20 protein-coding genes and 1 pseudogene are annotated in these 19,265 nt (G+C 66.4%); 18 read left to right on the top strand and 3 right to left on the bottom strand.

The genetic code is table 11. The features are described 5' to 3' along the window. Positions 1 to 3 precede the first annotated feature (3 nt). From L540_RS11580 to L540_RS21970, 12 genes and pseudogenes are all read left to right on the top strand, one after another. Positions 4 to 654, top strand: coding sequence for a TRAP transporter small permease subunit (locus L540_RS11580; RefSeq protein WP_082149614.1), 651 nt, complete (start codon positions 4 to 6; stop codon positions 652 to 654). Positions 655 to 656: 2 nt separating this feature from the next. After that, the gene (locus L540_RS11575; RefSeq protein ID WP_043212110.1) at positions 657 to 2,321 is read left to right on the top strand and encodes a TRAP transporter large permease; all 1,665 of its coding nucleotides are present in this window, start codon (positions 657 to 659) and stop codon (positions 2,319 to 2,321) included. Positions 2,322 to 2,459: 138 nt separating this feature from the next. After that, on the top strand, positions 2,460 to 3,413 hold the full coding sequence (locus tag L540_RS11570) for an amidohydrolase family protein (RefSeq protein WP_231584777.1): 954 nt from the start codon (positions 2,460 to 2,462) through the stop codon (positions 3,411 to 3,413). Between the two features lie 36 nt (positions 3,414 to 3,449). Further along, positions 3,450 to 4,202 (top strand): maleate cis-trans isomerase family protein, encoded by a 753-nt coding sequence (locus tag L540_RS11565; RefSeq protein WP_043212105.1) that lies wholly within the window; start codon positions 3,450 to 3,452, stop codon positions 4,200 to 4,202. Positions 4,203 to 4,218: 16 nt separating this feature from the next. Continuing rightward, positions 4,219 to 5,040 (top strand): alpha/beta fold hydrolase, encoded by an 822-nt coding sequence (locus tag L540_RS11560; protein ID WP_043212103.1) that lies wholly within the window; start codon positions 4,219 to 4,221, stop codon positions 5,038 to 5,040. 23 nt (positions 5,041 to 5,063) lie between these two features. Continuing rightward, positions 5,064 to 6,122: a M29 family metallopeptidase gene (locus tag L540_RS11555; protein WP_043212102.1), complete on the top strand. Its 1,059-nt coding sequence runs from the start codon at positions 5,064 to 5,066 to the stop codon at positions 6,120 to 6,122. Continuing rightward, positions 6,119 to 6,754 (top strand): isochorismatase family protein, encoded by a 636-nt coding sequence (locus L540_RS11550; RefSeq protein ID WP_043212100.1) that lies wholly within the window; start codon positions 6,119 to 6,121, stop codon positions 6,752 to 6,754. Before L540_RS11555 ends, L540_RS11550 begins: the two co-directional genes overlap by 4 nt. 107 nt (positions 6,755 to 6,861) lie before the next feature. Continuing rightward, entirely contained in the window at positions 6,862 to 7,221 is a 360-nt protein-coding gene (locus tag L540_RS21545; RefSeq protein WP_082149613.1) for an ArsR/SmtB family transcription factor, read from the top strand. A gap of 3 nt (positions 7,222 to 7,224) precedes the next feature. Then, a complete protein-coding gene (locus L540_RS11540; RefSeq protein ID WP_043212096.1) occupies positions 7,225 to 8,412 on the top strand; it encodes an MFS transporter in 1,188 nt (395 codons plus the stop codon). Between the two features lie 31 nt (positions 8,413 to 8,443). Then, positions 8,444 to 8,866, top strand: a complete 423-nt coding sequence (gene arsC / locus L540_RS11535; RefSeq protein ID WP_043212093.1) for an arsenate reductase (glutaredoxin) — start codon at positions 8,444 to 8,446, stop codon at positions 8,864 to 8,866. Beyond that, positions 8,859 to 9,581 carry an arsenical resistance protein ArsH gene (gene arsH, locus L540_RS11530; protein WP_043212090.1) on the top strand — a complete coding sequence of 241 codons (723 nt, stop codon included), beginning with the start codon at positions 8,859 to 8,861 and terminating at the stop codon, positions 9,579 to 9,581. Before arsC ends, arsH begins: the two co-directional genes overlap by 8 nt. A 216-nt stretch (positions 9,582 to 9,797) precedes the next feature. Beyond that, a pseudogene (locus tag L540_RS21970) lies at positions 9,798 to 10,046 on the top strand (fumarylacetoacetase); the annotation flags it as partial. Positions 10,047 to 10,077: 31 nt separating this feature from the next. On the opposite strand, the gene L540_RS11520 reads toward L540_RS21970, so the two are convergent. From L540_RS11520 to L540_RS11510, 3 genes are read right to left on the bottom strand one after another with little or no spacing between them, the layout of a single operon-like run. Continuing rightward, positions 10,078 to 11,256: a C45 family autoproteolytic acyltransferase/hydolase gene (locus tag L540_RS11520; protein ID WP_053073198.1), complete on the bottom strand. Its 1,179-nt coding sequence runs from the start codon at positions 11,254 to 11,256 to the stop codon at positions 10,078 to 10,080. Further along, on the bottom strand, positions 11,253 to 11,933 hold the full coding sequence (locus tag L540_RS11515) for a type 1 glutamine amidotransferase domain-containing protein (RefSeq protein WP_048026299.1): 681 nt from the start codon (positions 11,931 to 11,933) through the stop codon (positions 11,253 to 11,255). The genes L540_RS11520 and L540_RS11515 overlap by 4 nt, the downstream gene beginning before the upstream one ends. Before the next feature lie 27 nt (positions 11,934 to 11,960). Further along, complete coding sequence (locus L540_RS11510) at positions 11,961 to 12,380, bottom strand: DJ-1/PfpI family protein (RefSeq protein WP_043213145.1); 420 nt, start codon at positions 12,378 to 12,380, stop codon at positions 11,961 to 11,963. A 176-nt stretch (positions 12,381 to 12,556) separates the two neighbouring features. Between L540_RS11510 and L540_RS11505 the strand changes: the two genes are divergently transcribed. The 6 genes from L540_RS11505 (at position 12,557) to L540_RS11480 (ending at position 19,250) form a co-directional block, all read left to right on the top strand. Continuing rightward, entirely contained in the window at positions 12,557 to 13,264 is a 708-nt protein-coding gene (locus tag L540_RS11505; RefSeq protein WP_043213149.1) for a FadR/GntR family transcriptional regulator, read from the top strand. 82 nt (positions 13,265 to 13,346) lie between these two features. Next, positions 13,347 to 14,381 carry a phosphotriesterase family protein gene (locus L540_RS11500; RefSeq protein WP_043213151.1) on the top strand — a complete coding sequence of 345 codons (1,035 nt, stop codon included), beginning with the start codon at positions 13,347 to 13,349 and terminating at the stop codon, positions 14,379 to 14,381. 3 nt (positions 14,382 to 14,384) lie between these two features. Next, complete coding sequence (locus L540_RS11495) at positions 14,385 to 16,103, top strand: M28 family metallopeptidase (protein WP_043213152.1); 1,719 nt, start codon at positions 14,385 to 14,387, stop codon at positions 16,101 to 16,103. Positions 16,104 to 16,142: 39 nt separating this feature from the next. Next, complete coding sequence (locus L540_RS11490) at positions 16,143 to 17,099, top strand: amidohydrolase family protein (protein ID WP_231584776.1); 957 nt, start codon at positions 16,143 to 16,145, stop codon at positions 17,097 to 17,099. After that, entirely contained in the window at positions 17,096 to 18,148 is a 1,053-nt protein-coding gene (locus L540_RS11485; protein ID WP_043213154.1) for an ABC transporter substrate-binding protein, read from the top strand. Before L540_RS11490 ends, L540_RS11485 begins: the two co-directional genes overlap by 4 nt. Positions 18,149 to 18,188: 40 nt before the next feature. Continuing rightward, a complete protein-coding gene (locus tag L540_RS11480; RefSeq protein ID WP_043213156.1) occupies positions 18,189 to 19,250 on the top strand; it encodes an ABC transporter substrate-binding protein in 1,062 nt (353 codons plus the stop codon). The last annotated feature ends 15 nt before the right edge of the window (positions 19,251 to 19,265 follow it).

The following is a 19,265-nucleotide window of genomic DNA, read 5'->3' as shown; positions in this document are numbered from 1 at the left end:
GCAATGCGATTCCTGCTCCAGTTATCTCGCATGATCGATGCACTAAACGTCCTGGTGGGACGTGTGGTGGCCTGGTTGATCCTGGCCATGGTGCTGATCAGCACGGCGAACGCCTTCGGGCGCAAGTTTTTCCATTCGGGCTCCAACGCCTGGCTGGAGATCCAGTGGTATATGTTCGGCGCCCTGTTCCTGTTGGCGTCGGGTTATTGCCTGGTGCGCAATGACCATGTGCGCGTGGACATTCTCGCCCAGCGCTTGTCCCAGCGCGCGCAGGTGCGCCTGGAGATCTTCGGCATCCTGTTCTTCCTCTTGCCGGGCTGCACCCTGATCATGTGGCTGTCCTGGCCCATGTTTTGGGAGTCCTACGTCAGTGGCGAGATGTCGTCCAACTCCGGCGGCCTGATCCGCTGGCCGGCCAAGCTGCTGCTGCCGGTTGGCTTCACGCTGCTGATCGCCGCGGCGCTGTCCCATCTGATCAAGTGCATCGGCTTTCTGCGGGGAGCGTGCGGCGACCCCCGCCAGCGCGAAGCCACGGCCGACGAACAGGCGCTGGCCGAGGAAATCGCGGCCAGGCTGCAGGAAAGCGGCGTACCCGCGGAAACCACGGACGCGGCCGCCCCGGCTGCCGGCAAACAGGCCAAGAAGGCAGACTGAACATGGAATTCTTCATCAACAACATGGCGCCGATCATGTTCGCCACCCTGATCGTGCTGCTGCTGTCGGGGTTTCCGGTGGCCTTCGCGCTCATGGCCAACGGCATCCTGTTCGGCGTGATCGGCATGGAGCTGGGCCTGCTGTCGCCGGCGCTGTTCCAGGCGCTGCCGCAGCGCGTCTTCGGGGTAGTCTCCAATGACACGCTGCTGGCCCTGCCTTTCTTTACGTTCATGGGGCTGATCCTGGAGCGTTCCGGAATGGCCGAGGAGTTGCTGGAGACGGTCGGCCAGCTGTTCGGCTCGGTGCGCGGCGGGCTGGCCGTGGCGGTGGTGGCCGTGGGCGCCGTCCTGTCGGCGACCACGGGCGTCGTATCGGCCTCCATCATCTCCATGGGCCTGATTTCGCTGCCCATCATGTTGCGCTACGGCTACGACCGCAAGCTGGCTACCGGCGTCATCGCGGCCTCGGGCACGCTGTCGCAGATCATCCCGCCCTCGCTGACGCTGATCATCCTGGCCGACCAGCTGGGCCGCTCGGTCGGCGACATCTACCGCGGCGCCATCCTGCCCGGCCTGCTGATGATCGTCATGTACCTGGTCTACGTGTTGTTTCTGACCTGGGCTCGGCCCGCCGCGGGTCCGGCCATGCCGGCCAGCGCGCGCGAATTCAAGGAGGCCAACGGCGCGTCCGGCACGCGCTCGCTGATCGTGCTGATGCTGCTCTCCAGCGTCATAGGCTACTTCCTGACGGCCGAGGTGCTGGATCCGGGCGCCCCGGTGGACGAGACCGTGGTGGTGTCCATCATTTGCTGGGGCGCGGTGGCCTTCGCGGTGGCGTCGGTCAACCGCCTGCTGCGCCTGGGCCTGCTGTCCAAGATCGCCGAGCGCGTCACCTTCGCGCTGATTCCGCCGCTGGCGCTGATTTTCCTGGTGCTGGGCACCATCTTCATCGGCCTGGCCACCCCCACCGAGGGCGGGGCGATGGGCGCGGTCGGCGCACTGGTCATGGCCATCATCAAGCGCCGGCTGACGCTGCCGCTGCTGAAGCAGGCCATGGATTCCAGCACGCGCCTGACCTGCTTCGCGCTGTTCATCCTGATCGGCTCCACCGTGTTCGGTCTGACGTTCCGCGCGGTCAATGGCGACCTCTGGGTGGAGCATCTGCTGGTGTCGGTGCCCGGCGGCGAGACGGGCTTCCTGCTGTTTGTGATGGTCTTTGTCTTCATCGCGGCCTTCTTTCTGGATTTCTTCGAACTGGCCTTCATCGTGGTGCCGCTGCTGGCCCCGGTGGCCGACAAGCTGGGCATAGACCTGATCTGGTTCGGGGTGCTGCTGGCGCTGAATATGCAGACATCGTTCATGCATCCGCCTTTCGGGCTGGCGCTGTTCTATCTTCGTTCCGTGGCTCCGCGCGATGATTATCGGGACCGCGTCACGGGCCGCACCATCCCGAAGGTGACCACCGGGCAGATCTATTGGGGATCCATCCCGTTCATCGGTATCCAGCTGCTGCTGGTGCTGGTCGTGCTGTGCTTCCCCGCGCTGGTGACGCATTACAAGGATGACGCCGCGCAGGTCGACACCAAGGACGTCAAGATCGAGATGCAGGGAGGGGGCTTCGATAGCACCTATGGCGGCGGGGATATAAGCAACCCCTTCAGTAATTGACCGCGGGCCGTCCTTCCAGGAGGGGAGGGCGGCCATGCGCCAGGACACACCGGACCGGCCCGTCGGCAATCGATGGGCCGGCCCGGTCCAAATGGTCAGTGTACTGACTATCAAACGATGCAAAGAGGTAGATACATCATGCGCAAGATCGCTTTCGAGGAGCACTACACCGCGCCGGGCTTTCAGGATTATTCCAAGGTCTTCGCCCAGTATATCGATGCCGCATCGCTGGCGGAGCTGGGCCGTCGGCTGAACGACTTCGACCAGCTGCGTCTGCAGGATATGGACGAGAATGGCATCGACTACGTCATCCTGTCGCAGACGGGGCCGGGCGTGCAGGCCGAACCGGATCCCGCCGTGGCGCTGCGCCGCGCGCGCGAGAACAACGACTTCCTGGCCGAGCGCGTGGCGCGCAATAGCAGGCGCTACGGCGGTTTCGCCGTGCTGCCCATGCACGATCCCAAGGTGGCGGCCGACGAGCTGGAGCGCACCGTGCGCGACTACGGCTTCAAGGGCGCGCTGATCAACGGCCACACCAACGGCACGTATTACGACGGCCGCGAGTACGACGCCTTCTGGGAGCGCGTGCAGGCGCTGGACGTGCCGATCTACCTGCATCCGGCCGATGCCTACCTGATGCCGCAGGCCTACGCGGGCCATCCCGTCATCGAGCGCGCCACCTGGGGCTGGGGCGTGGAGACCGCCACGCACGCGCTGCGCCTGCTGTTCGGCGGTGTGTTCGACCGCTTCCCGCGGGCCAAGCTCATCCTTGGCCACATGGGCGAAGGGCTGCCTTTCCAGCGCTGGCGCTTCGACAGCCGCTTCGCCGTGTATCCGCACGGCGTCACGCTGGACCGCGCGCCGTCGGCCTACCTGGGATCCAACATCCTCATCACCACCTCGGGCGTGTGCTCGCATCCCACGCTGGTGGGCGCCATCGCCGAGATGGGCGCCGAGGCCGTGATGTTCTCGGTCGATTATCCCTACGAATCCAGCGCCATCGCCGCCGAGTTCATCGACACGGCGCCGCTGGACGAGGCGACCCGCGCCCTGGTGTGCCATGGCAACGCCGAGCGCATCTTCAAGCTCTGAACCCTTCTTCATCCCGTCTTTCCCCGGAGGAGAATCATGACCAAGACTTATCGCATCGGCCAGATCGTGCCGAGCTCGAACACCACGATGGAGACGGAGATCCCGGCGATGCTGCGCGCGCGCGAACTGATCCGTCCGGAGCGTTTCACCTTTCATTCCAGCCGCATGCGCATGAAGAAGGTGGTGAAGGAGGAGCTGGCCGCGATGGATGCCGAGTCCGACCGCTGCGCCGTCGAGCTGTCGGATGCGCGCGTGGACGTGCTGGGCTACGCCTGCCTGGTGGCCATCATGGCCATGGGCCACGGCTACCACCGTGTCTCGCAGGAGCGCCTGACGGGCCATACGGCGGCCAACGGCGCCAGCGCGCCCGTCATCACCAGCGCGGGCGCCCTGGTCGATGCGCTGAAGATCATGAAGGCCAAGAAGATCGCCGTGGTCGCGCCCTATATGAAGCCCTTGACCGAGCTGGTGGTGAGCTACATCGCCAACGAAGGCTACGAGGTCGTGGACTACCGCGCGCTGGAGATCCCGGACAACCTGGAGGTGGGGCGGCACGATGCCGCGCGCCTGCCCGAGATCGTGCAGGGCCTGAAGTACCAGGACGCCGACGTGATCGTGCTGTCGGCCTGCGTGCAGATGCCTTCGCTGCCGGCCATCGCGAAGGTCGAGGCGCTGACCGGCAAGCCCGTGGTGACGGCCGCGGTGGCCACCACCTACGCCATGCTGAAGTCGCTGGGTCTGGAACCGGTGGTTCCGGGCGCGGGCGCGCTGCTGTCAGGCGCGTATTGATCTTGAGGATATCCCCATGAGCACCTTCCAATACGGCGCGCACGTGCACGCCAACGGCATCCGCCAGCACTACCTGCGCTATGGCGGCGACAAAAAGGACCGCGATCCGGTTATCATCGTGCCGGGCATCACCAGCCCGGCGGTCACCTGGGGCTTCGTGGCCGAGCGTTTCGGCCAGGTGTTCGACACCTATGTGCTGGACGTGCGCGGCCGGGGGCTGTCGCAGGCCGACGCCTCGCTGGACTACGGCCTGGACGCGCAGGCGGCCGACGTGCTCGCCTTCGCGCAGGCGCTGGGCCTGGCGCGCTACAGCCTGGTCGGCCACTCCATGGGCGCGCGCATCGGCATTCGGGCCGCGCGCGCGCGGCCCGCGGCGCTGGCCCGCTTGGTGATGGTGGACCCGCCGGTCTCCGGCCCGGGCCGCCGTCCCTATCCCGCCAAGCTCCCATGGTATGTGGGTTCGATGGCCCAGGCGCGCGCCGGCATGACGGCCGAGGACATGCTGGCCTACTGCCCGACCTGGACCGAGGAGCAGCGCCGGCTGCGCGCCCAATGGCTGCACACCTGCGATGAGCGCGCCATCCTGGCCAGCTTCGACGGTTTCCACCTGGACGATGTCCACGCCGACCTGCCGTCCATCGAGGCCGCGCGGCTGCTGATCACCGCCGAGCGCGGCGAGGTGGTGCGCGACGAGGATGTGGCGGAAATCCAGCGGCTTGCGCCCGGTACGCAGCATGTGCGCGTGCCCGAGGCGGGGCACATGATCCCATGGGACAACGAAGAGGGCTTCTACCAGGCCTTCGGCGCATTCCTGGGCGCGGCGCTGCCGGCGCGCTAAATCCATCCATACAGGAGCACGACATGCCAGTCAGCGACTATGCCATGATCGAAGCCTGGAAAGAGGTGCTGACGCTGTCCCGCCTGCAAGCGGGACAGACCGTCACCATCCTGACCGGGGCGACCACCCATCCCCAGACCCTGTCCACCGCGCTGATCGCGGCGCAGTCCCTGGGCGCCATCGTCAACCGCCTGGACCTGCCGCCCGTCAATGGCGAGAAGGCCCTGAGCCGCGACACGCTGGCCTACCTGGGCACCACGCCGCTGACCGGCAACCGGGCCGCCATCGCGGCCCTGAAGGCCAGCGACCTGGTGCTGGACCTGATGACGCTGCTGTTCTCGCCCGAGCAGCACGACATCCTGGCCGGCGGCACCAAGATCCTGCTGGCGGTGGAGCCGCCCGAGATCCTGGCGCGCATGGTGCCTACCGCCGCCGACCGTGAGCGCGTCAAGGCCGCCTCCGCGCGCATCGCGGCCGCCAAGACCATGCATGTGACCTCGCCAGGCGGCACCGACGTGCGCTTCAGGCTGGGCGAGTTCCCTGCCATCAGCGAGTACGGCTATGTCGACGAGCCGGGCCGCTGGGACCACTGGCCCAGCGGATTTTCGCTGACCTGGCCGGACGAGGGCAGCGCCGAGGGCGTGATCGTCATAGACCGCGGCGACATTCTGCTGCCGCAAAAATGCTATGTAAACGAGCCCATCCGGCTGACGGTGCAGGGCGGCTACGCCACGCGCATCGAGGGCGGCATCGACGCCGCGCTGTTAAGCGAATACATGGCCTCGTTCAACGACCCGGAGGGGTACGCGATCTCTCACATCGGCTGGGGGCTGCAGCCGCGCGCCAGCTGGACCACGCTGTCGCTCTATGACCGCGAGGCCACCATAGGCATGGACGCGCGCGCCTTCGAGGGCAATTTCCTGTTCTCGCTGGGCCCGAACAACGAGGCCGGCGGCAGCCGCACCACGGCTTGCCACATCGACATTCCGCTGCGCCGCTGCACCGTGCGGCTGGACGGCGACACCATGGTGAAGGACGGCAAGGTGCTGTACCCGCCGCAACAGACAGGAAACCCGTCATGACTCAGACCGCACACAATGCCGAGACCGAGGTCTACCGCCGGCAAAGCTTCGGCACGCCCTTGCCCCTGAAAGCGCCCTATGGGCTGCTGATCGTGGACTTCGTCAACGGTTTCGCCGATCCGGCGGTGTTCGGCGGCGGCAATATCCGGCCGGCCATCGATCGTACCGTGGGCCTGCTGCAAGCCGCGCGCCAGCGCAAGTGGCCGGTGGCGCACAGCCGCATCGTCTATGCCGACGACGATGCCGACGCCAACGTATTTTCGCTGAAGGTGCCGGGCATGCTGGGGCTGAAGGAGGCGGGGCGGGACAGCGCCATCGTCCCCGAGCTGACGCCCGCGGACGGTGAACTGGTGGTGCGCAAGAATGTCCCGTCGGCCTTCTTTGGCACGGGCCTTTCGGCCTGGCTGTCGTTCCACGGGGTGCGGACGCTGCTGGTGGCGGGCGCCGTCACCAGCGGCTGCGTGCGCGCCAGCGTGGTCGATGCCATGCAGTATGGCTTTCGGCCGCTGGTGGTGACCGACTGCGTGGGCGACCGCGCCATCGGTCCCCACGAGGCCAATCTGTTCGACATGGAGCAGAAGTACGCGGCGCTGATGACGCGCGACGAGGCGCTGGAGGCCACGCGCGGCTGAGCCCTCGGTCTTCCCGCTTCCATCACCTTCGGCACCGGGCGAGTCCGGGCGCATCGATGCGCCCGGATGATGGCGCAATAATTCAATAATCGTTGTATTATTGTCTAATGAAAGAAGATCAAGTCATCGCCGCGCTCGCCGGCCTTGCCCACCCCCAGCGGCTGCGCGCTTTCCGCGCCCTGGTTGTCGCCGGCCCGCCGGGCCTCACGCCCAGCGTGCTGGCGGACCAGCTCGGTGTCGCAAGGAATGCGCTGTCCTTCCATCTGAAGGAGCTGGCCCATGCCGGCCTGGTCAGCGTTGAACAGCAGGGCCGGAATCTGATCTACCGCGCCGATTTCTCCCGCATGAACGGGCTGCTCGGCTATCTCACCGAACATTGCTGCCAGGGCACGGATTGCGAGCTTGCCGGTCCGCAAACAGCTCGGGCCGCCGCTCAAAAGCGGTGCGGCGGCGCCAGGCGGACTTGATTCATGAGCAAAACACCGCTTCGCGTGGTGGGCGCCCTGGGCGCGGCCCAGACGCTCGCCTGGGCGTCCTCCTACTATTTGCCGGCCATGCTTGCCGATCCTATCGCCCGCGAGCTGGGGATGGGCGCGCCCGCGATCTATGCGGCCTTCTCCGCGGCCATGGCGGTATCGGCGCTGGTCGGCCCATGGGCGGGCCAGGCCATCGACCATCGCGGCGGCCGCGCCGTACTGGCCGGAACGAGTCTGCTGTTCGCGCTGGGCCTGATCATGCTGGGCGCCGCCCAGGGTGTCGCGACCATGGCCGCCGCCTGGCTTGTGATCGGCGTGGCGATGGGCGCCGGGCTGTATGAGGCCGCGTTTTCCAGCCTGGTCAGGCTGTACGGCCATCATGCGCGCGGCGCCATTACAGGCATCACGCTCATCGCGGGATTCGCCAGCACGGTAGGCTGGCCGTTGTCGGCCTGGATGGAGGCGCAGTTCGGCTGGCGGGGCGCCTGTTTTGGCTGGGCCGCCTTGCATCTGCTGGCCGGCTTGCCCCTGAATGCCTGGTTGCCCAAGGCACCGGCCACGGCGAGGGCCGAGGCGCGGCCGCCCGCCGGGGAGCCAAGCGCGCATGTTCCGGCTTCGTCCGCACCGGCCCGGCAAGGGTTTGCCACTGCCCTTCTGGCCTTTGTCTTTGCGGCGACCTGGTTCATCAGCACCGCGATGGCCACGCATTTGCCGCGCATGCTGGAAACAATGGGCGCCACGCTGACCGCGGCGGTCGCCGTCGGCGCGCTTATCGGTCCCGCGCAGGTGGCCGGACGATTGCTGGAGTTTGGACTCTTGCGGCGCGTCCATCCTTTGCTGTCGGCGCGCCTGGCGGCCCTCGCGCATCCGGCCGGAGTGGCCGTGCTGCTTGCGGGCGGCCCCGGCATGGCTGCGCTGTTCGCCATCCTGCATGGGGCGGGCAATGGCATCCTGACCATCGCCAAGGGCACGCTGCCGCTGGCGCTCTTCGGGCCCCAAGGTTATGGCGCGCGCCAGGGCTGGCTGATGATGCCGGCGCGTTTCGCGCAAGCCCTGGCGCCATTTCTGTTTGGCCTGGCGCTGGATGCCTGGGGCGCCGAGGCGCTCTGGCTCTCGGGCGGCGTCGGTCTCGCGGCCTGCGCCGCGCTGCTGATGCTGCGCGCGCGGCCATTGGCGCCTTGAAATTTCAGTCTTGCATCAAGAGAGGCTTTGCATGAGTTCTATCACCATCTATCACAACCCCGCCTGCGGGACGTCGCGCAATGTGCTTGGGCTGATCCGCAATAGCGGCGACGAGCCCGCCATCATTGAGTATCTGCAAACGCCTCCCGGCGCGCAGACACTGACATCCCTCATCTCGGCCATGGGCATCCCCGTGCGCGAGGTGCTCCGGCAAAAGGGCACGCCTTACGATGACTTGGGGCTGTCGGACCCGAAGTGGACGGATGAGCAACTGATCGCCTTCATGGTCGAGCACCCTATCCTGATCAATCGCCCCATCGTCGTCACGCCCTTGGGCGTGCGCCTGTGCCGCCCGTCGGAAGCGGTGCTGGATATCCTTCCCCAACGCCAGCGCGGGGCTTTCAACAAAGAAGATGGCGAGCCGCTCATCGATGCGGAGGGCAATCGTGTCTGACGTCCTTGCCGATTTGCCCAACATCGACCCAGCGTTGTTCGACGCGCCGGACACCGCTGCCCTGTTCCCGGCCCGGCGGGCGGCGCACGCCCCGCGCTTTCTGTTGCTGTATGGCTCGTTGCGCGAGCGCTCCTATAGCCGTTTGGCCGCCGAGGAGGCGGCTCGGCTCTTGCGGGCGCTGGGTGGAGAAACCCGCATGTTCCACCCTTCCGGCCTGCCGTTGGTCGACGATGCCAGCGAGAGTCATCCCAAAGTCCGTGAACTGCATGAACTGGTCCAGTGGGCCGAAGGCATGGTTTGGTGTTCGCCCGAACGTCATGGCGCGATGACGGGCTTGATGAAGACGCAGATTGACTGGATCCCGCTGTCCGTGGGCGCCGTGCGCCCCACACAGGGCAAGACGCTGGCCGTCATGCAGGTTTCGGGCGGGTCGCAATCCTTCAACGCGGTGAACCAGATGCGGGTGCTGGGCCGCTGGATGCGGATGTTGACCATACCCAATCAGTCATCGGTGGCCAAGGCCTACCAGGAGTTCGACGATGCGGGGCGCATGAAGCCTTCGCCTTACTATGATCGCATCGTCGATGTCGTCGAGGAATTGATGAAATTCACCTTGCTGACGCGGGATGTCTCGCCCTATCTGGTGGACCGCTACAGCGAGCGCAAGGAAACGGCCGCCGCCCTGTCCGCCCGTACGCGGCAATCGTCCCTCTGAGCGGGCCGGGCCGGGGCGGTGTTGGCGCTACGCGGGGCCCGCGAGGGCCATCGCAGCGCCACGACCACGCACTACTTCTGGTCGGGAGCGTGCACCTGCGGCCCACGCCAGCACGGTGGTAGCCGGCGCACGCCGGTGCGCAGGCCCCAGGGCCAGCGCGTCCAGCCAGGTGAGCCCAGGCCGGTGTTTGGCCCGTCCGAAAAACTCGATTTCGAACTGTCGGGCTGCAACGTGCGCGTCGGCGACCTCATGGGTTCGGGAACGCTTAGCGGCCCGACGCCGGACTCGTTGGGCTGCCTGCTGGAGATCACCCTGAACGGCCAGACCAGCCTGACCCTGCCGGATGGCAGTGTCAGGCGTTTCTTGCTCGACGGCGACGAAGTGTCGATCCGCGGCTGGTGCCAAGGCAGCGGCTACCGCATCGGCTTTGGCGACCTTGCCGGAAGGGTGGTCATGGCCGGGTAGGCCGCCAGAATCTCCCGGGCAAGCCTGGCCACTATTGCGCGCAGACGGGGCCCGGATGGCGCCGCCCTTGCCGCATGGTTTCCTGACCGCGAGGCTCAGCATCCAGGCGCACTGAGGTGTAGTCCGAAAGACAGGGCGGGCCCGCGGTAAACAGGAATTCACCGGCATCGAGGTCCATGATGATGGAGGCAATCGTCGCCCTGCGGTCCAGCGCGGGTTTGGCGGTGTCGGGGTGCCAGCAGACCGAGTCCGGGGCATTGTGATGGCTGCGCAGCGCGTGCTGGATGCCCGCTATCGTCACGCCCTGGCCTTCGCGGCGCAGGTTGCGCCGCGCGTCATCCAGGCGGAACAGGCTGCCGGGATACAGGTTGACGCGGATGTCGTATTGCTTGAAGTCATCGGCGGCAAAATGATTCGTGTGGACCAGCATGCCGTCCTTGGGCAGGCGCGTGCTGACGCCGCGCGTGTCGCCGGACGTGGTTTCGACATTGACGGCGAGCCCGTCGCGATGGGCCAGAAGATAGTTGGCGGAGAACGCGCGTTGGGCCGCGTAGATCAGGCGGGTGGCCGCCGAGATGGTCGGCGCGTCGAGCAGGGAGCGCAGGATGATGTGATAGGGCACGCCGAGGCGATCGCCGTCCAGGCTGGACACCAGGGTATTGGTGCAAACGGCCAGGCCCGCGTCATTCATGCCCGCCTTGGCCAGGTGGCCCGCCTCCGCCACCGTGACATAGCTGGGTTTGTCGTCGCGGTGCACTTCCAGCACGACGGCGGTTTCCAGCGCGGTGGGGATCCAGTCCCAGTTCTGTCCCGCGTAGGTGTGTCCATTGGCCGTCATATCGGGCAGGATCGCAAAAGACGTGCATTCTCCGGCCGCCGCGGCGGCGGGGCGGGTGGCGGCGGAAAACATCAGTTCGCTGCGCGCGTTCAGCACGAGGATGTCGTCGGCGGTCAGGCCAGCGCCCTCGGCGATGCCCTGCATTTCCAGCAGGCTGTCGGGGGAAAAGTCGGCGATATAAGGCCGATAGCGTCCGGCCAGGCGCAGGGCGTCGTCCCAGGACAAGCCAGCCTGGTACTGGAAGACCTCACGGTAGAACGCCATCGAGCGCCGTATCCGGTCGCGCGCCAGCTGGCCGTAGCGCACGCCGCGCTCGTAGGGAGACCCCCGCAAGACGATGCGCGGCAAGCCGGTTTCTTCGCGGGCATTCATTTGCCATCCCCCTCCGAGACGACCGTCATGATGTAGTTGGCGGACGCCTTGCCGCGAGCGGTCATGACAACCTTGGCGGGCGCTTCATAGGCCGCGCTGGCGTAGCCGCGCGAGCGGCTGGGCAGCCGTTGGCGGTTGTTGTCGCGGGTGGACGGGTGGGTGGCGAGGTAATCCACGATGGCCCGGCCGAATTCGGGCAGGTCACCAGGCAGGCGGGAGGTGATGAGGTTGCCGTCTTGCACCACAGGCTGATCGATGTAGTTGGCCCCCGCGTTGATGACATCATCCTTGATGAGGGAGACGCAGGTCAGGTCGCGGCCTCGGGCGATGCCGGCCGTCGCGAGCACCCAGCCGGCGTGGCAGATGGCGGCGACCAGCCCGCCCCGGTCATGGACGCCCTTGACCAGGTTGACGATGGCAGGATTGCGCCGCAAGCCCTCGGGGGCAAAGCCGCCGGGGATGATCACGGCATCGAAATCCGCCGCGTCGGCCTGTTCGGCGGCCAGATCGGCAACGATGGGGTAGCCGAGCTTGCTGCCGTAGATCTGGGTATCGGAAGGGGCGACGACCAGGACGTTGCAGCCGGCCTCGCGCAACCGCATGAGCGGGTACCAGAGTTCGAGTTCCTGATAGTGGTGTTCGGCGAGGACGGCAATTTGTGCTTGAGCGAGATTCATGGCGATCCTATATCTATCGGTCAGGGGTCAGCGGATCCGGGACAGCACGGTTTGCATGAACGCGGGCATATCGTCCACGCTGGCGGCCGTGATGGCTTTGGCGGGATCCACGCCGGCTTCCTGCAGCAGCGCCGCCGAACTGCCGCTGGCCGCGATGAGCGCGCCGCGGGCATGGGCCGCGCGCATCGATGCCAGGGCCTGCTCGCGCGTGGCCGCGTCGGCTTGCCCGACGACGCCCGGCACGATCAGCAGGTCGCCGGCTCCGCCCTCGGCCTGCTCGGCGACGACCGGATACCCTAGGCGGCTGAACACGGTCTGCGTGTCATCGCGGCCGATGACGGTCACGGCCACTCCGGCCTCGCGCAGGCGCAGCACCGGATACCAGAATTCCAGTTCCTGGAAGCCGGGAAGCAGCAACACCTCTACCTTTTTGCTGGATTGATGCATGGTTTCCTCTTTATTGAGTGTAAGGCTGTAATACAGCATGGTAGGGATCGTCCGAAAGATTGGCAATCTTTGAATGCGCTTTTTTGGCATAACCTAGTGAAAACACTAGGTTCTATTGTTTTTATTGAATTCGATATTTAGAATCCCCTCATCAACTGTCATACAGCTATACAGACATGCACCTGACCGATAATCTGGAACTTGCCCCCGTCCTCAAGCGCAGCGCCGCCCAGGATGTCCGCGCCCGGCTGATCACGCTGATCGAAACGGGCAAGCTGGCGGTAGATTCCAAGCGGCCTTCCGAGAACGACCTGGCGCGCAGCTTTGGCGTGAGCCGGCCCGTCATTCGCGAGGCCCTGGTGGGTTTGCAGGCCCTGGGGCTGACCAAGACTATCAACGGCCGCGGTTGCTACGTCGCTTCGCGCACGGTCGCCACGCCCATGCTCATGGGGCAGTACACGCCGGAGCAGCTCAACGAGGTGCGCCGCTGCCTGGAGGTGCCCTCGGCCCGCGCCGCGGCGGAACGCCGGTCGCAGGCCGACCTGGGCACCCTGGCCGAGATCATCAACGCGATGGAAACCGAAGAGGACGCCTACAAGCGCAATCAGCTGGATGTGGCGTTCCATGTGGCCATCGCCCATGCCACCGGCAATCCGCTGTACGTCAAGCTCATCGAAGAATTGCGCACGGTGCTCGAAGAGCATTCGCGCGCCGCGGCCACCGTGCCCGGCCGGCGCTCGGCCGCGGTGCAGGAGCACCGCGCCGTCTATGAGGCGATTCTGCAGCGCGACGGCGAGGCGGCCGCCCGCGCCATGGCCGCGCACGTCAATGCGGCGGATAACTCATTTTCCTTGTTGCCGCCCGGCGGCTCCGCGCCACGCTAGGAGCAAGCCCGGCATCTTCCCTTTCCGGTGGCGCCAGGGCGACTACCGGTTTCGTCTTCCGATAAAACTCGCAGGAGATAGCATGGCCATTGTCCGTACCGTCACGGGTGACATCGACCCGTCCTCCCTCGGCAGAACGCTGACTCACGAACACCTGCTCTACAGCACGCCGGGTTCCGAGGTCGACCATCGCTGCGCCTTCGATCTGGCCGAGACCACCGAGCGCATCGCGGCCGAGCTGGGCGCGGCGGTGCGCGATTACGGTTTCACGTCCATGGTCGATCTGACGCCCTGCGAGGTGGGCCGCCATCCGCAGCTGATGCACGACGTCGCGGTCAAGTCAGGCTGCAACATCATCGGCACCACCGGCTTCTTCCCGGAACACCTGGGCCTGCCCTACTGGTGGCGCACCCAATCCATCGAGGAGTTCGCCGAATTCTTCATCCGCGACATCACCGAGGGCATGGTGTTCGCCGGCACCAAGACCGGCATCAAGGCCGGCATCATCAAAGTGGCCACCGGCATGGACAGCGTCAATCCCCGGCCCAGCCCTGTCGGCCCCAGCGGCCGCCGCGTGGGCAAGTTCGAGGAGCGCGCCATCCGCGGCGCGGGGCGCGCGCAGAAGGCATTGGGCTGCTGTGTGAACACGCATACCGACCCCACCGATTACACGGTGGGCAACCCCGGCATCGACCAGATCGAACTGATGGCGGAGGAGGGCGCGGATCCCGGAAAAATCATCATCGGCCACGCCTTCGTCAATGGCTCGCTGCAACAGATCAAGGATATCTGCGACCGGGGCGCGACGGTGCAGATCGACCACATGGGCATCCCCTGGCGTCACGGCAATACGGACGAGCTGGACGAGAAGTTGGCGAACTTGATGTGCGAACTGGCCAGCGGCGGCTATCTGGACCGGATGGTCATCACCTATGACCGCTGGTTCTTCAATCCGCGCGGCGGCGCCACGGAGCTCAATCCGCAGCTGCTGAATGAAAAGGTGGAGATGGGCTACCTCTACACCGATTTCCTGCCGCGCCTGGAGAAGAAGGGCTTCCGCAGCGCGGACCTCGACACCATGCTGGTGGACAATCCCAAGCGCCTGCTCGCGTTCTGAGCCATGGATCGCCTGCTTCAGCAGATCGACATGACGGCATTGCGCCGCGATGTCGAGCACATCAGCCAGCATATCCCGACCCGCCTGGCCGGCACGCCCGCGGGCGACGAGATGGCCCGCTATAGCGCCGGCCGCCTGGTGCAGGCGGGCGTCGATGCGCGCGTGGTGGCCACGCCGGGCCTGGTCAGCGTGCCGGGGCCGGCCCGCCTGGAGGGAGAGGGCCTGGGCTATGCATTGCAGACCTGCGCGCATTGCGGCCCGACTCCTCTGAGCGGCCTGCTGGCGGAGGTCGTCTATGCCGGCGGCGGCACGGCCGGCGAGCTGGAAAAGGCGTCCGCGGCCGGCAAGATCGTCCTGGTCGATCTGGGTCTGCCGCCCTCGCGTCCCGAGAAGCACCGGCTGGCCCGGGCGGCCGGCGCCGTCGGCCTCATTACCATCAACTGGGGCAGCGACGCTGGCGATGCCCTGCCTTATGGGTCCGTCAAGAGCGTCTGGGGTAACCCCGCCAGCCAGCATGAGCTGCAGGACCTGGAGGCCGCCCTGCCCGCGGCGGGGATCTCGCGCCGCGATGGCCTGGACCTGCGGGCCAGGCTCAAGGGCAGGCCGCTGGCGCTGCGCTTGCATGTGCAGCCCGAGAATGGCTGGCGCACCGTGCATTACACGGTGGGCGAACTTGCCGGGCAGGGCCAGGATTTCGTCATCGCGGGCGGCCACCAGGATTCCTGGCAGGGGCCGTCGGCGACGGACAATGCCACGGGCAGCGCCTGTCTGCTGGCCTTGGCGCGCTTGTTCGGCCCGCGGCGCGCCGAGTTGCGCCGTGGACTGGTCTTCGCCTTCTGGGAAGGGCATGAGACGGGCGGGATGCTGAGTTCGGCGCACTATGCGGATCGCAATTGGGAACGCTTGGGCGATCACGCCGTGGCCTATCTTCAGATAGACCAGCCGGGCTGCCGCGGGGCGACACGCTGGAGCAGCCACTCGAATACGCAGCTGCGCCGTTATGTCCAGGATTGCGATGCCCGGCTGTTCCCGGATACCGAGCGCAGCTGGCGCCGCTCAACCAAGATCGGCGATGCCTCTTTCTTCGGGCTGGGCATCCCCATGCTGGCCGGGCTGGCCTCGTATTCGCCGCAGGTCTTGAGCGCCAATGCCAATGCGCCTTTCGGCTGGTGGCACCACACGGCCCGCAACACGCTGGACAAGGTCGATTTCGCCAGTTTGGAGCGGCATATGCATGCCTATGCATCCTATCTCTGGGATTTGTGCACGCTGCCGCTGATGCCCTTCGATTTTTCGGAGGTGGCCGCCGGCCTGGCCGAACGGCTGCGGATGCTGGCGGGCGAGGGCGACCCCCTGGCGCTGTCGCCGCTGGCCGCCAGGCTGGACCGCCTGGCCGACAAGGCCGGCGGTTTGGCGCGGGCGGTCCAGGCCTGCAATCGCAATCCCAGGGACGGCCGCATCGAGCGGCTGGACGAGGCGCAAAAGCGGCTTAGCCGCCAGCTGATCCACCTGGAGTCCAGTGCCTGCGGCCGCTATGGCCATGACCCCTATGGGCTGACCGCCCAGAGCACGCTGCTGCCCGGCCTGTATGACCTGCCGGCGTGGCAGGCATTGGCGCCGGGGCCCTCGCGCTGGCGCCAGGAAACCGAGCTTTGGCGCACCCGTAACCGTGTGGCCGACGCGACGCGGGATGCGCTGCAGACCATCGAGGCCGTGCTCTGAAGGCCGGGCCTGGCCGCAGCAAACTGAAGGAAACCCATCGTGACGCTTGCCCGTATCGATACGCATCAGCATATTGTGCCGGCCGCCTACGCGGCCTGGCTGACCGATAACGGCATACCCGGCATGCCGCATCCGCGCTGGTCGCCCGCCATCGCGCTGGAGATGATGGATCGCCAGGCAATCGCCTCGGCCGTGCTCTCCGTATCCACGCCCGGGGTGCATCTGGGCGACGGCCGCCAGGCCCGGATCAAGGCGCGGGAGGTCAACGACTACACGGCCGAAGTCGTCGCCGCGCGGCCGGACCGTTTCGGTTTTTTCGCCACCTTGACCCTGCCGGACGTGGACGGCGCCATCGCAGAGGCGGTCTATGCGTTGGATGTGCTGGGGGCGGATGGCGTGGTGCTGATGAGCAATGTCGGCGACGCCTATCTGGGCCAGGCGGCATGGGATCCCTTGATGGCGGAGCTGAACCGCCGCAAGGCGGTGGTGCTGGTGCACCCTAACGAACTCGCGGCGCCGGAACTGCCCGGCATACCGGGCCACGCGGCGGACTTCCTGCTCAATACCACGCGCGCGGCGATGAATATGGCGAGAGCCGGGTATATGCAGCGTTTCCCGGATCTCAAGATCATCCTGTCGCACGCGGGCGGATTTCTTCCCTATGCCGCCGAACGGGTGGCGCGCCAGTGTTCCGCCGATGGGGACCACGAGGCCGGCCTGGCGAATCTGCGCCGCTTTTATTTCGACACGGCTTTGTCTTCCAGTCCCTATGCGCTTGCCTGTCTCCTGGCCTTCGCGGATCCGGACAAGATCACTTTCGGCAGCGATTTTCCACATGCCTCGGCGAGCCGGGTGGATCACTTCACTCGGCTGCTGGACGCTTGCCCGCTGGATGCGGCCCAGCGCGAGGCGATATCGCATGGCAACGCGCAATCCCTGTTTCCGCGCTTGTCCGCCCGAGCCGGGCAGGCGCTTCAGAATGGAGTACCGGCATGAGCAAGACCCCGCAGTCCCGTTTCCAGATCCGGCGCGGCCTCTTGAAGGGCACGGCGGCCGCGCTGGCGGCGCCCTGGGTCGGGCCCGCGCGGGCCGCCGATCCGCTGTACATCAACACCTGGGGCGGTCCATGGGACAAGGCCGCGCAGCAAAGCCTGTTCGAGCCGTTTTCCCGCGATACCGGCATTCCCATCCGCACGGTTTCCCCGGTGTCTTTTTCCCGCCTGGCGTCTCAGGTGCGCACCGGCGTGTACGAGTTCGATGTGACCGAGATCGGCGGCAGCGAGCTGATGCGGGCGATGGATGCCGATCTGCTGGAGCCGATAGACACCAGCATCATCGATGTGAAGTCGCTGGCGCCGGGGCAGCTCATCGGCAATGGCATCGCGGTCATGGCTTTTTCGACCGTCATCGCCTGGCGCAAGGACAAGTTCTCGCAGCCGCCCGGGTCCTGGCCGGAGTTCTGGGACACGCAACGGTTTCCCGGCGCCCGTAGTCTGCAGCGCTACGCCGCCCGGGTCCTGCCCCTGGCGCTGGTCGCCGACGGGGCGGACACCCGGCATCTCTATCCCCTGGATTTGGACCGGGGTTTCGCTGCGCTGGACCGCATCAAGAACAGCATACGGACATGGTGGTCGCAAGGGCAGCAGTCATATCAATTGCTCGGCGGTGGCGAGGTGAGCGCCATCGGGATGTGGCACAGCCGGGTGCAACAGCTCATGGCCGATGGCGCCCCGGTGGACTTCACCTGGAACCAGCAGCAGATAGACCGTGGATTCTGGGTGGTGTCCAAGGGGTCGCCCCGGGCCCGGGCGGGCTGGCAGTTCATCGCGTCCATCCTGCGCGCCGAACGGGCCGCGAAGTTCTGCATGCTGGGCGGCTACAGCCCGGTGGACCCAAGGGTGTTCGAGCACATCCCGGAGGCGCGCGCGGTCGCCATGCCGACCTATCCGGCCAACTATCGCCAGGCCATCGAGCAGGACTTCGCCGCGCTGGCGCCGCAGCTCAACGCGCTGACAAGCCGGTTCGACCGCTGGGTCATGCGCTAGACCACAAAGAAAACACAAGCCAATTCGAGGGGGTTCCATCATGACACAAAGCACATTGGCCGATCCGGCGCGCCGCTCCGCGGTCAAGCGTCTGGGGGCCGCGGCGCTGGGCATGGCCTTGTCGCCTTATGTATCCACGGCGCGCGCGCAGGAGCCCTTGTTCGTCAATACCTGGGGGGGGATCTGGGACCGGGCCGCGCAGGCCCACTTGTTCGATCCCTTCACCAAGGAAACGGGTATCCCGATACGCACCGTCTCGCCCGTTTCCTATTCGCGGCTGGCCGCCCAGGCGAAGACGGGCGTCTACGACTTCGATGTGACAGCCATCAGCGGCTCGGAGCTTATTCGCGCCGAGCGCGCCGGCCTGATCGAGCCCATAGACGAGAGCATCGTGGATGTGGCGTCGCTGGCGCCGGGCCAGCGTCTGGGCAGCGGCATCGGTTCGCATGTCTTTGCCACCTTGATCGCCTATCGGAAAGACAAACTGAAAGAGGGGCCGCAGAACTGGGCGCAGTTCTGGGATGTCAAGACCTATCCCGGTTCGCGCAGCCTGCAGCGTTACGCCGCCAGGGTGCTGCCCCTGGGCCTCATGGCCGATGGCGTCGCGCCCGCCGGGCTGTATCCCCTGGACCTGGACCGCGCTTTTGCCGCCATGGACCGCATCAAGCCCGAGATCCGGGTCTGGTGGACCCAAGGGCAGCAGTCCTATCAATTGCTGCGCGACGGCGAGGTGACCGCCATGGGCATTTGGCATGGACGGGCCGTGCATATGGCCAAGGAGGGCGTGCCCATCGAGATCGTGTGGAACCAGGCGCAGATCGACCAGGCCTATTGGGTCGTCTCCAAGGGTTCGCCCCGCGCCAAGGCCGGTTGGCGCTTCATCGCCTCGGCCTTGCGCCCCGAGCGGCTGGCCGGGTTCTGCATGGACGCGGACTACAGCCCGATCGACCAGCGGGTGTTCGCCCACATTCCGGAAGACGCCGCGCGCTATATGCCGACCTATCCCGACAACTACGCCAAGACAGTGCAGCAGGATTTCGCCAAGCTCACACCGCAGTTGCAGGAATTGAATCAACGTTTTGACCGCTGGGTCATGCGCTGAAGGAGGCCATGGAGC

It is taken from the genome of Bordetella pseudohinzii (assembly GCF_000657795.2).
Taxonomy (GTDB): Bacteria; Pseudomonadota; Gammaproteobacteria; order Burkholderiales; family Burkholderiaceae_B; genus Bordetella; species Bordetella pseudohinzii.
Note: the sequence above shows the minus strand (reverse complement) of the source record. Positions and strands in the feature narration are given on the sequence as shown.

Excerpts from the sequence above, each read along its gene's own strand:
- L540_RS11580 (WP_082149614.1), top strand. The coding sequence starts at position 4 with ATGCGATTCCTGCTCCAGTTATCTCGCATGATCGATGCACTAAACGTC.
- L540_RS11575 (WP_043212110.1), top strand. The coding sequence starts at position 657 with ATGGAATTCTTCATCAACAACATGGCGCCGATCATGTTCGCCACCCTG.
- L540_RS11570 (WP_231584777.1), top strand. The coding sequence starts at position 2,460 with ATGCGCAAGATCGCTTTCGAGGAGCACTACACCGCGCCGGGCTTTCAG.
- L540_RS11565 (WP_043212105.1), top strand. The coding sequence starts at position 3,450 with ATGACCAAGACTTATCGCATCGGCCAGATCGTGCCGAGCTCGAACACC.
- L540_RS11560 (WP_043212103.1), top strand. The coding sequence starts at position 4,219 with ATGAGCACCTTCCAATACGGCGCGCACGTGCACGCCAACGGCATCCGC.
- L540_RS11555 (WP_043212102.1), top strand. The coding sequence starts at position 5,064 with ATGCCAGTCAGCGACTATGCCATGATCGAAGCCTGGAAAGAGGTGCTG.
- L540_RS11550 (WP_043212100.1), top strand. The coding sequence starts at position 6,119 with ATGACTCAGACCGCACACAATGCCGAGACCGAGGTCTACCGCCGGCAA.
- L540_RS21545 (WP_082149613.1), top strand. The coding sequence starts at position 6,862 with ATGAAAGAAGATCAAGTCATCGCCGCGCTCGCCGGCCTTGCCCACCCC.
- L540_RS11540 (WP_043212096.1), top strand. The coding sequence starts at position 7,225 with ATGAGCAAAACACCGCTTCGCGTGGTGGGCGCCCTGGGCGCGGCCCAG.
- arsC (WP_043212093.1), top strand. The coding sequence starts at position 8,444 with ATGAGTTCTATCACCATCTATCACAACCCCGCCTGCGGGACGTCGCGC.
- L540_RS11520 (WP_053073198.1), bottom strand. The coding sequence starts at position 11,256 with ATGAATGCCCGCGAAGAAACCGGCTTGCCGCGCATCGTCTTGCGGGGG.
- L540_RS11515 (WP_048026299.1), bottom strand. The coding sequence starts at position 11,933 with ATGAATCTCGCTCAAGCACAAATTGCCGTCCTCGCCGAACACCACTAT.
- L540_RS11510 (WP_043213145.1), bottom strand. The coding sequence starts at position 12,380 with ATGCATCAATCCAGCAAAAAGGTAGAGGTGTTGCTGCTTCCCGGCTTC.
- L540_RS11505 (WP_043213149.1), top strand. The coding sequence starts at position 12,557 with ATGCACCTGACCGATAATCTGGAACTTGCCCCCGTCCTCAAGCGCAGC.
- L540_RS11500 (WP_043213151.1), top strand. The coding sequence starts at position 13,347 with ATGGCCATTGTCCGTACCGTCACGGGTGACATCGACCCGTCCTCCCTC.
- L540_RS11495 (WP_043213152.1), top strand. The coding sequence starts at position 14,385 with ATGGATCGCCTGCTTCAGCAGATCGACATGACGGCATTGCGCCGCGAT.
- L540_RS11485 (WP_043213154.1), top strand. The coding sequence starts at position 17,096 with ATGAGCAAGACCCCGCAGTCCCGTTTCCAGATCCGGCGCGGCCTCTTG.
- L540_RS11480 (WP_043213156.1), top strand. The coding sequence starts at position 18,189 with ATGACACAAAGCACATTGGCCGATCCGGCGCGCCGCTCCGCGGTCAAG.